Here is a 14,727-nt window from a genome sequence, read left to right on the forward strand (position 1 = left end):
TACCATCCACATCTTCTACCGGATTACCGTTTTCATCCGTCAGACTTACGGTTACTCCTCCGATGCCTTCTTCTCCATCATCCTGTATGCCATCTGCATCGGCATCTAACCATACATAATCTCCGATTGAAGCGACAAAACTGTATCCAGCATCAATGTCATTGTTGACTTGACCAGAAGAGACGACAAAGTTGTCTGTCTTTCCATTTTCATCCGCATCACTATCATGAGTATCATTAGTTTGATCTTTAGGTGATCTAATTGCATTTTCAACTTCTCCGAATACGATGTAATATTCACCCGCACAAACTTCGAAACGGTATGCGCCCCCATTCTGGGTAACTGTATTAGCAACCTGAGTCTCTTCTGAATTAAAAAGAGTAACTGTGATACCATCTATTCCTTCATCATCAGCATCTTGAAATCCGTTATTATTTAAATCTTCAAATACGTAATCGCCAATTGTTGCCTTTTCTGCAATGTTTATGTTGACCATTGTACTTGAAGTACATCCATTTCCATCAGTCACTGTAACACTATATGCTCTTGAGCTTGTGACATTTTCAACTTCTATTGTACTACCGCTACCCAAGTTATCGCTCCATTCAAAAGTATATGAACCATCACCACCTGATCCCTCAGCTGTAAGGGTAACGCTTCCACCACTACAAACAGGATCTGGATCAGCTGATGCGACAACACTAGGAACTTCATTGACCACAATGTCAATGGATTTGGAATCAGAGCATCCTTTATCTGTTGTAATATCATAAGTAATAGTATATATACCATTACCAGCTACAGCCGGGTCAAATAATCCACTATCACTTACACCAATTCCAGAGAATGTTCCACCTGCAGGAGAGGCAATGATTTGTACCGCTTGATCATTTGAGCATAGAGGACCAACAGGTTCAATTGAAACCACTGGATTATCATTAACTACTACAGTTACCTCTGCCACATCGCTACAGCCCACTCCATCTGTTACAGTTACACTGTATGTAGTTGTTGACACAAGGCTTTGGATGACCACTGATTGTTCAGTGCCAATATCTCCGTTCCACTGATAAGTATAACTTGCATCTCCTCCAGTCGCTGAAGCCGTTATGGTGACATCTTCCCCCTGACAAATTGAATTAGGTTCAGCGATAGCTTCAGCCACAACATCACATAACTCAAAATCAAAACAAATTGATGAAGGGAATACAGAATTCGCTGTAGGTTTCGAACCCTCTCCATAGGTTGCATCTTCATAGTGAATAATATAAATTTCATCAACTCCATCAGGGAAATATATTTCTCCCATCAGAGATCCTATCCACTCGGCTGAAACCACTCCGTCTTCTATATCCTCTGTATATCCAGTTTCGTATGATACATTACCATTAGTTATAAAAACTACCTTCCATTGCTCAAAAAGTTGGGCCGCAGCATTAGATCTGGTACTATATCCATCGTATGAAATCGCTTCAGGAATAGAAATAATCACTGGTCCACCAAATTCTGATGGATATAAGGAAGTTGGAATCAAATAAGAAGTTTCCTGAGATTTCAACATAATGTCACCATTGACACTTGTCCCAGAAACCACAATATTATTGTTCCATGTAAAATCATCCTCTTCACACATAGGAGGGGTAGGAGGCTGAGGAGCACCCTTGACTTCAGTGACTGCTGAATTCGTACATCCTGTGGTTTGATCAGTAACTGTAACGGTATAGCTACCAACTTTTGAAGTAGTCGGGTTTTGTTCATTTGAAGTAAAGTTGCCAGGTCCTGTCCAAGCCCACAGCGGATCGGTTGCATCTGAATTCGCACTCAGTTGTACTGTGATTTTTTCAGAAGTTAATGGTCCATCATTGTCCGCTGAGATGGATGGTGTAGGATTCACAATGATTTCTATTGATGCACTTGTAGTACAATTTCCATTAGAAAATCTATATGTGATGGTATGCTTACCTATTCCTGCAGAAGATGGAGTGAAGAAGCCATTGGCATCTACGCCTGTTCCATTATAATTTCCACCTTCTGGACTACCAGCCAGTTGCACACCATCATCTGTGATACAAAATGGGCCCGCTGGATCCAAAGTCACTTCAGTAATTTCGTTTACAACAACTGTTCCGGACGCTTCAGCTGTACAACCATTTGCATCCGTTACTGTGACAGAGTAAGTCGTCGTATTTTCAGGAGAAACAGTAATAAAAGATGATGAAGCACCGGTGCTCCAATGATAATTAAGCGGTTCATTTCCACCCTCAAAGATTGCAGTTATAGTTGCATTTTCACCCGTGCAAATTTCATCCCCGTTAACAGTTCCCGCCAAGTCACAAGTAATACAACCATTGCTGGCCGTTGCAACCACTCCACCTATACCAAAAGAATCGCCAGTGTTTGCAGGCGAACATATTTTTACTTCAGAAACCGTTGCATTACCAGCTACGTTTTCAAGCATCATACTATAAATAGCTGCTTCCACTCCAGCATTTTGCGTAGTAAAAGTTTCTTCATCAGAAGCTATAATATTTCCGGAACCATCCTTAATTTTTACGGAAATCATTACTGATCTCGAATTATCTTTTTCGTGAATCGGAACCTGTATTTTGATATCTCTAGGCAAGTCGCTTGCTCCAAGCATCAAATTACTAGTGATGCATTCAGATGTCGATGAACCTCCAGCATCAAGTTCTATATCGTAGGCTTTCAGCGAAGAAGTAGCATTAGGCTCATTTCGTTCCACAAATAAAGCCAATGAAGTGGCTTCACACCCATTCTCATTAGTAACACAAACCTGGGAAGCACTACCATTGTATATGTAACGATACAACTTTTCAGGCACACCACTGTTCGGAGATTGTGTTACAGATATTCCCTGAACATTGACTTCATTACCGCCAAAAGACAAGGTAATGAAATCAGGGAACACACCATTATTGCAATCTGTTCTTTCTATCCATACAGACGCAATAATACGATTGACATTTCCCGAATTGCTTATGCTAGCGCAACTTGAAGCTCCACCTTGCAGTCCTTTTATACTACTTTCAAACGCTAGGTCAGATCCACAGTCATTAAAAACGTCAATATCCTCAGGGTCTTCACAACTTTTTACCTCTACTTTTATTTCTGCCGATCCTTCACAACCGTTTTCTGAATAGGTATAAGTTACCACTTTGTTTCCTACAGAAGAAGGAGTAAACAAACCAGATGAGTTGACGCTTTGTCCAGAAAATGTCCCTCCTGATGGTGAAGCAGACAATTGTACTGCACTTCCACCAACACAGAGAGCACTTACCTCATCTATTGTTACGTGAGGTGCAATATTAACTGTCACGTGAACATCGTCTGAATCTTGACAACCTCCCTTCTTAACAGTGACTAGATAAGTGGCTGATTCCGTAGGGGTGAATGTATATATCCTATTCGTTGAAAGTATGGAGGAACCTCCTTGTTTTCGCCATTCATAGCTAGCACCCGAGACAGCCGAAGCAGTTAAAGATATCATTTCTTCTTCACAAACCGCTTGATCAACCCCTGCCTCCGCGGTGAATACATTGTTAATGATGTTGATTGCATCTGTTGATTGACATCCGTTACAATCTGTGACGATTACACTGTAAGTTCCTGGCTCATCAATCGTAACTGTAGAGTTTGTGTTTGAACCCACTATTCCGGGTCCAGACCAGGAGTAAGCTACTGAATTGTCCAGCGATCCTTCAGTTTGAACACGTACGTAATCTACTCTGAACGCACACTTTCCATTATCACTTATCTTAGCATAACGCGTTGAATGTGGTATCGTATAGCAAAATTCTTGATAACTGGTATTACCGAAAGTCTCACTCGATTTAATGGAATTTTGACTATTTGTATTTACATTCCAGATCTGTATTTTCGCGTCCGAATGTGTTGATGATGTATTAGAACAATGCTCTAATTTCATGTTCACGCAAATTTGGGTACCAGCCGGGTAGGTTTGACCAAAGTCAATCTCCACAAACGATGTTCCTTCTCCAGATCTAGTCCAAAGTTTAGCACCATATGATTGACCGCAGTATGCAGCGTCTGAAGGGTTTTCAACCCATCCTCCATGAGCATACAAGGTGTGGTTACAATCTGATATTCCTTGAGTACCACAGGAAGAAGCGTTAGATATATCTGCCTGCAGTACAATTTGATCTCCAGAACAAAGAGAGGTATTGTCTTCTGGAATATGAACACTTACTCCATCTGTGTTAAGTTCTATAGTCACTACATTAGATTCTCCGGTGTACTCTTCACATCCCTCTCTTCGTGAACATCGTATATAACAAGTCGATTCAGTAAGATTTCCAGGATCATAGGACGCGCCACTTGCACCACTGATGATTGTCCAATTGGGATCGTTAATTGATTCAGGCGGATTACAAGTCACCGTGCTTTTCATCCATAGGTATTCAATATTACCACTTCCTCCAGAAGGATTGGAAACACTTTGAATTACATCAGGATCATAGCTTGAACCACAAACTGACTGATCAGTGCCGATCGTACCTCCACTGCTGATATTATTACAAAGTGTTAGACAAAAGGCGTCAGAATAAAAGGTGCCAGCTAAAGTAATAAGAGCATATGCTTCAACATAAGCTGTTCCTGAAGGAGCAGTCTTAGCCAGTGTATACTCTTGAAAGTTTGCAGATGTCACATCATTCCAGTAGTCAGCAATAATCTCATGCGAGCTGTTTAAAAATCGAATACCAAGATTTCCATTGCCTGTGGAAGATTTTCCATAGGCAGAAAACTCGTAATACTGACCAGGAGAGGCAGATTTCTTCTGAAATATGCCCGCTAATCCGCTGTTGTTGTTCATTCCAACAGCTAAATCTCCACTGTACACATTCGAACTCGTTCGCCACACGTTACCGGTCACATGCCATGCATCTTTGATATCATCTGATTCCAGATCACCATCATTGATGACATTGTTTGGACAGCTAAAATTTAGGTATTCTGAATCAGAAGCTTGCAGATTTCCAATAAAAATACATACGCAAAATAGCGTATAGGTTAAGAGGGTTCCGTTTGTAAAAATCTTCATAGAAAAAGGGTTGAGTGTGTTTGGTCGATGACTCGACTAAAAAAGTGTTTTAAGATATAGAAATACCTAGCCACAACCGAATGAGGGTACTCATTGGTTTTCGCTAAGCCAATAAATTCAGTAAAGGAAAAACAAACAGGCACTTTGTTTACAAGAAGGGATCTTATATCATGGTGTCTAATCAAGAATATGTATCTTCTCAGATCCAAAGGTGTTTTGTTTTAGGATATCGGCAAAACACCATTCAACAAACCAACCAATCCAATGAGGACAGGATGGCAATTAGGTAAAAGGCGTTTTGTCTAAAAAAGGTTTTAACTAGCACAAAAATGTACAAAACTATAACTAATGTCAGGAATAAAAAGGGGAATGACAAGCACTTTACAGAAATGATTGTTCACGGAAATCCAAAATTTTTTCACAAATAACTGTTGTATATGCTATTTTTTGCACATTTAAATCCGAATCCCCATTTGCAAATCTGAATAACAATGAATTATATAAATAACTAAGTTTTAATGTGTAAAGGAATGGCAAAATGTTAAAGTTTTGATTACTTGCTTCATTTATCCGCTAAGACATTTTGATATACCATTAAAACGTCACTTATAAGGCGCTCTGGTGCAAACAATCGCCTCACCTTTTTTACTTTTTCAAATGTTAATCTAAGGTCAGAATCACAATTTTCCTGGATAGCAGAAAGGATCTGTTCTACAGATTCTGGATCAACTAGTGTTGCTAATCCAGCAGCTGCCTCGGGAATAGAGGATTTATTACTGGCAATGACAGGGGTGCCACATAGCAAAGACTCGACAACTGGTATGCCAAAGCCCTCATATAAGGATGGATATATTGTAAATTTTGCGGACTGATATAACTTCATCAATTGAAAGTCGTCTACTCCTTTAAGCCATTGAAAATGATCAGTCACACCTCGACTAGCAGCCAGTTTTTTTAAAGTATTTTCTTGATTGCCTCCCGGGCTTACGACCTTTATTATTGGTCTAGAACCTTTTTTCATCAGCGCTATTGCCTCTATAACGATACTAAGGTTTTTTCTCTTTGTTAATGAACCTACGAATAAACCATAATTATCTCTTACCTTGCCTATCTCGATATTTTCATAGAATATTTCGGAACAAGGCTGATAAACCGTGCTGATTTTCTCGGGACGGATATTGAAAAAATGCACAATGTCATTCTTTGTAGCTTTTGACACTGCAATGATGTGGCTGGCATCTTTACAAGCCCTTTTGACTTTCTCCTTGTAAATCATACGATCGATCATGGGAAAAAACTCAGGATGCTTCATAAAGATAAGATCATGTATGGTCACTATCGATTTTACGGAATCGATTTTTCCTACGCCGTGGGGCAATTCATTAGATAGGCCATGATAAATGTCAGGTTTGATCTGTCTTAAATCTTTAGACATGCCAAAGACTCTCCACCAAGGCCCATTGTTTCCTACTCTCACTTGATACGGTTCATCAAGAAATTCGGCGTAGGAAGTTCCTTCCACCCGAGGAGTCAATAATATCAAATCGTAATTTGGATGAAATTTTGCTAAGCCTTTAATCAACGACCTTGAATAATTCCCCAGCCCCGTCGAATTGTAGAACAGTCTTTTCGCGTCAAAGGCAAACTTCATCTGAATATTTTGTTACAAAAATAAAAGAGGACGCAAGAAACCTCTTACATCCTCTCATAAATCTACAAAATAGGTTTTCTACGCTGTCTCCAACTCTGACTTGTAAGCCATCACCAGTTCCTTTTGTATTTCGTGAGGTACTGGAGCATATTCAGCGAAAGACCGGGTGAACTTAGCTCGGCCTTGTGTAATTGATCTTAAGCTACTTGAATATTTATACAATTCTGCCAGTGGTACTTTGGCCATTATTTTCTGATAATGCCCTTCTGTGTCCATGCCCTGTATAATGGCTCTTCGTGTCTGCAAATCGCTCATTACGTCGCCCATCACCGTATCGGAGCATAAAATTTCTAAATCATAAATGGGTTCAAGCAATTGAGGACTTGCGTTCTCAAAATTCTTCTTAAATACCATTGTAGAAGCAATCATAAAAGCCATATCATTAGAATCAACGGCATGCATTTTCCCATCGTAGATACAAACCCTGATGTCCTGGCAGTAGGAACCTGTTAATGGTCCTTCTTCCATTTTCGACATCACGCCCTTTTTAATGGCGTTAGAGTACTTTGAATCAATAGATCCACCTACAATGCACCAGTAAAAAGCCAGTGTACCTCCCCAAGGTAATTCTTCAATCTCTTTACTTCTTACATTGAGTCCATCTGGCTCTGGCATGCCTTCGTAATAAGGTTCGATTCTCATGTGAACCTCACCGAATTGACCAGATCCCCCTGACTGTTTTTTATGCCGATAAGAATCCTGGGCCATTTTCTGTATCGTTTCCCTATATGGAATCTTTGGTCTTTCGAACTCCATTGTAATACCATTCACCTTCTCTATTCGGTATTTGATGATATCCATGTGCAATTGGCCCTGGGCATGCAGGATGGTTTGTTTTAATTGACGAGATTGCTCGATAATTAAAGTAGGATCTTCTTCTTCAATGGTATGTAAAGCTTTCATTAACTTTTCCATGTCATTCTTTCCAGGAGGCTTAATTGCAGCTCTTATTCTAGGACTAGGAAAATCAATCTTCTCAATGATATCTTCATTGCCTTTATTGGTCAAGGTATCATTAGAATGCGTATCCTTAAGTTTAACAGTCATGCCCAAATCACCTGCTCTCAATTCATTGACATTGTCACGTATTTTTCCATTACTGACCGATATCTGACTGATTCTTTCTGATGTTCTATTCTCATTATTGACAAACTCATCACCAGGTTTTATAATACCGGAGTAAACTTTAAAATAGGATACCATCCCCACCTGAGGTTCTGATAATGTCTTATAAATAAATACAGTTGGATCTCCAGACGAATTACATTCAAGTACTCCGCCGCCTTCTAATCGAGCTGGTGGGCGATCTGCTGGTGATGGGCAAATGTCATTGATAAATCCCATGATTCTTCCCGAACCTTTGTTCATCAGTGCTGAACAACAAAATACCGGAAAAATCTCCTGATTGGCCAAGGCAATTCTAAGTCCTGAAGCAAGTTCATCTTCATTTAACGTACCTACTTCAAAATATCTTTCCATTAAAGTTTCGTCGTTTTCGGCAGCCGCTTCCACTAACGCATTATGCATTTCTTTGGCTTTAGCCAATTCACTGTCTGGTATAGGTTGCTTTTCTGGCTTCCCTCCACCAACAGGAAAAACATACATGACCATTCTCAATGCATCAATGATGGAATCGAAACCATATCCTTGATTCAAAGGATATTGAAATGGAATTACATTTGTTCCAAATCGATTGATGGCTTGCTCAAGTGTTGCGTCAAAATCAGACTTTTCATGATCAATTTGGTTGACTACAAAAATGGTGGGGGTATTCATTTTCAATGTGTACTCCCACAAAATTTCTGTTCCTACCTCTACTCCTGCAGCAGCATTAAGCATCATGACACTGGTATCTGCCACCTTCAAGGAGGAAATAACTTCCCCTACGAAATCATCGAGTCCTGGTGTGTCAATAATGTTTATCTTTGAATCCTTCCACTTTGCATGCATCAAAGTACTAAATATAGAATTCCCTTTCTCTTTTTCGATGTTCGTGTAATCAGACACTGTGCTTCCTGCCTCAATAGTTCCTCTTCTTGGTATTTCCTTTGCTTCAAATAACATGGTCTCAGCAAAGGTGGTTTTTCCACATCCGGAATGTCCCAAAAGGGCAACATTCCTTATATTTTTTGATTCAAACGACATAATGAAGTATTTAATATTTTAGAAAAAAGAGTTATCAGAAAATTTAATTCTGGCATTCAATTTAATCAAATACTATTATTAATCATAAGCTTCACGGAACAAAATGATAAGCTCAAATAACTTTGTTTTGCATAATAAAATGTCGTAATATTTAATCCGCTGAAAAATAACTACTAAGAAGAAATCCTTTTGAAATATCCGTAATTCCGAGATTGGGACACATTCTTAAGGTATATTTCACAAGTATCTTTAAGGGTCTGTTCCAGAGGGGTATAGTTGAATTCAAACAAATCTTTCGACTTGCTATTATCGTATGTCATGACCTTCGATGTAATGGCTACAGTTTCCCTTGTTATGGCCGGATCTGAAGTAAAGTAAAGCAATCTCCATAAGATTTTCCCCAGGGTACTCGAAACTTCAAATTGAGGTGGTTTACGATCCAGAAAATGAGCAATTTTTTGCAGTAATACTTTATATGAACTCATTTCACTAACGACTATCACTCTTTCATTTATAATGTCTGAAACCAAAAAATGATAGGTAAGCAGAGAGAGGTCCCGAACGTCCACAAACCCGTTAATACCCATCGGATAAAATTTCCCACCTCTCATTACATATGAGAACAACTTTGTACTACTGGTGCCCCAATATGCGGGTCCTAAGATCATACTGGGATTCAAAATACCAATAGACAAACCTTCATTCATCCCTCGCCACACCTCTAATTCTGCAAGATGTTTAGCCATACCATAAGTGGTCGTCGAAGAGGTCTCTATCCACTCCTCTGTTTCATCCACCAGCTCTCCATCCTTACCCCTCCCTAAAGCTGCCACCGAGCTGATGTAAATTAATTTCTTAACTTTCTGTGCAAGACAGACATTGACTACATTTGCTGTTCCTTCCACGTTCACCTGCATTACACGTTCTGCATCTCTAGGATTGTAGCTCACTTTAGCAGCTGAATGAATCACACCTACTGCGCTTTCACAAAGTTCCTCCAGAGATTTGATGTCTAAAATATCACCTTCGATCCACTTTACCTTATGGGCAATATCCTCAACCAATCCCATCTTACTTCCAGGCCTCTTAAGAGCATAGATTTGCTGATGACCTTTTTCAACCAATACCCTGAGGATGTGAGAACCGAGAAATCCGGTTCCGCCAGTGACTACTAATTTATCTGAATTAGCAAGCATAGATACAACCACCTATTGAATTCCTGGAAGCTCCCGTGTATGAGTTCAAAACATTTACCTTTCTATTGACCCGCAAATACCCCATCAATGCAATCATGATTGCTTCTTTATATTGAATCAGTTCTTTACCAGCCGGTACAATTTCGATATTGATTGCTGTCATTTCACGCGCTAAGCCTTCCATCAAAAACAGATTAAGTGCTCCACCTCCGGTAAACATTATCTTCAAAGGATTTTTAGAGCTATGTTTTGCCAATGCTATTGCTTTGGTAATCTCATGAATGATAAATTCGACAACTGTTCTTAGCCCATCTCGCACCTCTATAGATTGAAGGTGGGGAATAAAATTCTCCTGGACCCAGGTATTATCCATTCCTCTGGGCTTGGCACTCTCTAATCCATTGATTTGCATCAATTTGTCGAGCAACTTATCGTTTGTTTCACCACTTCTTGCCCATTCCCCATCTTGATCATATGCTTTACCATTCCTTGAAGCCAGATAATTCAGCAATTGATTTGCAGGAGAAACATCGAATGCGATGATACCATCCTGAGACTTGATGGAAATATTACTGATTCCACCCAAATTTACCAAAATATCTATATCAGGAAATAAGAATTGATCCGCTATTGGTGCAAATGGTGCACCTTGTCCACCCAAGGCAATATCAGAACTTCTAAAATCGCAGACCACATCTCTTCTGACTAATTGAGAAATGGTGCCTCCATTGCCGATCTGGACTGTAAATTTGTTTTGAGGATCATGAAATACAGTATGTCCATGGGAAGCTATTAAATCTACATTGCTCTTAGAATTTTGGATAAAGTCAATACAACATTGACCTAGAAAATAACTAAAATCTGCTTCTAATTTGAAGAGTTCATATGAAGTCAATCTCACAACATGCTTCAGGCGATCATGAAGATTTTTCGGAAATTCCACCGCCTTTGATTTTAGCAAGTCAAATGAAATCACACCTTGTGAGGATTCTGAAAAAGCTGTAAGGGCCATATCTAAGCCGTCTAAAGAACTTCCAGACATAAGCCCTAGTATATTCATACTATTGCTTTAGCGTCATTGTATATTTTGCAACCTCTTCGATTTGCTCCGGAGTAAGTATGCTTTCATAAGCAATCATTGTATTCCGACCGTTTGTTATGGTTGCTATTCTTTCCTCTAAAGACAAAGTAGAAGCTGTCAAGTCTTTAGCACCATTCAAACCCAATTTACCATCAGCTCCATGGCATAATTGACAATGTGTTTTCCATACGGGCATCGCTACCTCAGTATTTACACTGTCGCCACCGCCACATGCAATGGTCGCTCCTACGATAAGAGCTGTGAAAAGTATTTTGATCTTCATTCTAGTCTTTTTTATTATTATGGCGAGTAAAGAAAATGATTATTTGTCGAAAATAAAAACACTTTCATCGTAATAGTGGAAACTTTTAAACCATTCATAGTTTCCGTAGTTTAATATTTACTATTTTCGCGATTAATTATGACCATACTCAATAAAATTATAGATGCATCGGAGAAGCTTTTCATGACTTATGGACTGAAAAGCATCAGTATGGACGATATTGCCACCAAACTGGGTATGTCTAAAAAGACAATCTATAAATATTGCGATACCAAAGAGCGGTTAATTCATATGACGCTCTTTCACTTCTTAAAACGGGAGAAAAAGATAGTTGCCAAAATTAATGCTGAGAGCGAAAATGCGGTGGAAGAGATCATTGCTATCGGAAGGCATATCATTAAAATGGCAAAAAAGCTAAAGCCGGCGTTGGTTTTCGACCTCAAAAAATATCATACAGAAAATTGGGAATTAGTAGAAAAGCATCATCACGAATTTATAAGAGAAGTCATCACGAATAATATTACGAGGGGAATGAAGGAGGGTTTCTTCAGAGCTGATTTAAATCCAGAAATAATTGCCCAACTGTATGTTGCTAAAAGCCTGATTATTTCTGATGAAAAAAACTTCATCTCTGACAATGCGACATTAGAAGAATTAGTACGAGAACATTTATTGTATCACTTATATGGCGTCCTTTCAGAAGAAGGGACCAAACTTGTTAAAAATTATGAATTGGAGACCACTTAAATCGCTTTTGACTTTGGCGTGTATCGCACTATGTATCTCTATGTTTGCTCAAGAGCAGTTTAACATAGAGGAAGCTGTTCAATATGCTGTAGAAAATAGTGCACAGACCAAAATCAATGCATTGGAACTAGCCAAAGCGGAGGCACAGATTAAGGAATACAGGGCTACAGGTTTACCCCAGGTGAATGGTACGATTGATTATCAACACTTTATCAATCTTCCCACTTCACTATTACCTGCAGAGTTTTTCGGAGGTGCTCCTGGGACCTTTGCTGAGGTCCAATTTGGATTGAAAAACAGTGTGAATGCCGGTGCATCCTTAAATACCCTCCTTTTTGATGGTTCTTTTTTTACGGGATTAAAGGCACAAAGAATCTACAAGGATCTGATTTATAAACAGGCTAATCAATCTGAATATCAAATCAAAAAATCTGTTACGCAAGCTTATTTGGGGGTAGTCATAGCCCAACGAAACAAACGAATCTTAGAGAAAAACATAGAGAATCTAGAAAAGACCTTAAACGAAACAACCATCATATATGAAAATGGATTTGCAGAGAAATTAGATGTTAGCAGATTACAATTATCCTTTGACAATCTCAATACAGAATTACAAAGAGTAGAGAGACTAATCAATTTATCTAAGAATCTGCTAAAGTTTCAAATGAATTACCCGCTAGAGATGCCCATTATTCTGACTGAATCACTAGACGATTTGGCAGATAAAGTATTCTTGAAACCAATCGATTTGGATGCTCCTATAGATATCAGTAATCGACCTGAATACAGCGTGATTCAAGTGGGTGAACAGCTGAATGATTTAAATATTGAAGCTTTGCGCAGAGGATACTATCCGTCATTAGTGGGTTTCGCAAGTGCTCAGACAGCATTACAACGGAATAATTTATTTGATGAGGATGAGCCTGGCTTTTTTCCAACTACCATTGTGGGCCTAAGTCTTTCTGTCCCTATCTGGGACAGTTTTAGTAGAAGTGCAAAGATTCAGCAAGCTAAAGTGGATCAGGAAATCACACAAGTGGAAAAGGCAGAATTTGAAAGAGCCGTGAACCTGGAAGTTTATAATGCAAGGTTAAGCTACGAAAATGCCATGAATAGTGTGGGATCATCGAAAAGAGCAGAAACGCTGGCCAGGGAGATTTATCAAACTGCCCAGATTAAGTTTCAGGAAGGAGTGGGATCCAGTTTAGAATTAACACAAGCTGAGCAAAACCTATACAATGCGCAAGCTAATTACGCCACGGCACTATATGATCTTGTCGTTGCAAAATCTGATCTGGACCTGGCTCTAGGTCAATAAATAAAAACGAATCAACTTAAATACAGATGAAGAAATACTTTATATTTTTAGCATTAGCAGCAACCATGCTGAGTTCTTGCGAGGCACCTCAGCAAGAGCCAACAGTGGAGGAGATGAAAGCCTCATTGACCCAGCTCAAGAAAGAGCGTACGGATCTGGAGCAACAAATCAGTGCTTTAGAGGAAAAGATCGAGGTGATAGAACCTTCACAGCCCAAGGCCAAAAAATTGGTGACCGTAGATACCGTGCAAAGAGAAGATTTTAAAAGATACATTGATATACAAGGCTCGGTACAATCCAGCGATGCTGTGATGGCGTCTTCAGAAATAGGAGGTAGAATTACCAGTATGCCAATAGATGAGGGAGACTATGTAAAAGCAGGAAGTTTAGTAGCTACGGTCGATGTTCAAAGTATTAAAAACCAGATCATTGAGTTAGAGAAATCTCTTGAACTGGCAACTGACGTTTTTAAACGACAGGAACGACTTTGGAATCAGGAAATAGGCTCAGAAATTCAATATTTGCAAGCTAAAAATAATAAAGAAAGGATCGAAAAGTCTTTGGAGAGCCTCGAGTTTCAATTAACTAAAGCAACCGTATATGCACCGATTTCCGGCTACGCAGACATGATCATGCTACAGAAAGGAGAAATGGCTGCACCTGGTGCACCCATACTGCAGATTATCAACACAGGTAATATCAAAGTCGTTGCAGATGTTCCGGAATCTTTACTCGGTAAGGTGCAAAGGGGAGAATACGTAGAAATCGAATTTCCTGCTTTGGAGGAATCACGTAGAGGTAGGGTTTCCTTGATTGGAAGGACCATTGACCCGGCTAACAGGACATTCAAAGTAGAAGTTGATCTTTCGAATCCAGGTAACAGACTAAAACCGAATCTGCTTTCAATTATGAAAATTAATGATCTTTCGATAAACGATATAGTCGCTGTTCCGTTGGAATTGGTTCAACAGGAAATCAGTGGCAAGGACTACATTTTTGTCGTTGAAGAAGGAGAAAATGGATTTATCTCTAAAAAGAATTATGTGACTACCGGTCCTACTTTTGAAAATCAGATCGTGATAGAAGATGGCCTGGAAGGTGGAGAAAAAATTATTATAGAAGGTGCTCGTGGGCTTTCTAATAATGAACCGATTAAAATTCAATAG

The 14,727-nt window shown here is 39.3% G+C and carries 9 protein-coding genes; 3 read left to right on the forward strand and 6 right to left on the reverse strand.

Annotation, left to right across the window (positions count from 1 at the left end; genetic code table 11):
* The 6 genes from L2567_RS11120 to L2567_RS11145 all read right to left on the reverse strand — a co-directional run.
* Positions 1 to 5,080, reverse strand: a 5,080-nt coding sequence (locus L2567_RS11120) for an SdrD B-like domain-containing protein (RefSeq protein WP_319942133.1), incomplete at its 3' end; no start/stop codon positions are given.
* A 562-nt stretch (positions 5,081 to 5,642) separates the two neighbouring features.
* Complete coding sequence (locus tag L2567_RS11125) at positions 5,643 to 6,731, reverse strand: glycosyltransferase family 4 protein (RefSeq protein ID WP_235297845.1); 1,089 nt, start codon at positions 6,729 to 6,731, stop codon at positions 5,643 to 5,645.
* 78 nt (positions 6,732 to 6,809) lie between these two features.
* Entirely contained in the window at positions 6,810 to 8,936 is a 2,127-nt protein-coding gene (locus L2567_RS11130) for an elongation factor G (protein WP_235297846.1), read from the reverse strand.
* A 173-nt stretch (positions 8,937 to 9,109) separates the two neighbouring features.
* Positions 9,110 to 10,132, reverse strand: coding sequence for an NAD-dependent epimerase/dehydratase family protein (locus tag L2567_RS11135; protein ID WP_235297847.1), 1,023 nt, complete (start codon positions 10,130 to 10,132; stop codon positions 9,110 to 9,112).
* Positions 10,122 to 11,192 carry an anhydro-N-acetylmuramic acid kinase gene (locus L2567_RS11140; RefSeq protein ID WP_235297848.1) on the reverse strand — a complete coding sequence of 357 codons (1,071 nt, stop codon included), beginning with the start codon at positions 11,190 to 11,192 and terminating at the stop codon, positions 10,122 to 10,124. Before L2567_RS11140 ends, L2567_RS11135 begins: the two co-directional genes overlap by 11 nt.
* A gap of 1 nt (position 11,193) precedes the next feature.
* Entirely contained in the window at positions 11,194 to 11,496 is a 303-nt protein-coding gene (locus tag L2567_RS11145) for a c-type cytochrome (protein WP_235297849.1), read from the reverse strand.
* 138 nt (positions 11,497 to 11,634) lie between these two features.
* Here L2567_RS11145 and L2567_RS11150 point away from each other — a divergent pair, with 138 nt between their 5' ends.
* From L2567_RS11150 to L2567_RS11160, 3 genes are read left to right on the forward strand one after another with little or no spacing between them, the layout of a single operon-like run.
* Positions 11,635 to 12,243, forward strand: a complete 609-nt coding sequence (locus L2567_RS11150; RefSeq protein ID WP_235297850.1) for a TetR/AcrR family transcriptional regulator — start codon at positions 11,635 to 11,637, stop codon at positions 12,241 to 12,243.
* Positions 12,224 to 13,561, forward strand: a complete 1,338-nt coding sequence (locus L2567_RS11155) for a TolC family protein (RefSeq protein ID WP_235297851.1) — start codon at positions 12,224 to 12,226, stop codon at positions 13,559 to 13,561. Before L2567_RS11150 ends, L2567_RS11155 begins: the two co-directional genes overlap by 20 nt.
* Before the next feature lie 26 nt (positions 13,562 to 13,587).
* The gene (locus L2567_RS11160) at positions 13,588 to 14,727 is read left to right on the forward strand and encodes an efflux RND transporter periplasmic adaptor subunit (protein ID WP_235297852.1); all 1,140 of its coding nucleotides are present in this window, start codon (positions 13,588 to 13,590) and stop codon (positions 14,725 to 14,727) included.

It is taken from the genome of Portibacter marinus, from assembly GCF_021533195.1.
Classification (GTDB): Bacteria; Bacteroidota; Bacteroidia; order Chitinophagales; family Saprospiraceae; genus Portibacter; species Portibacter marinus.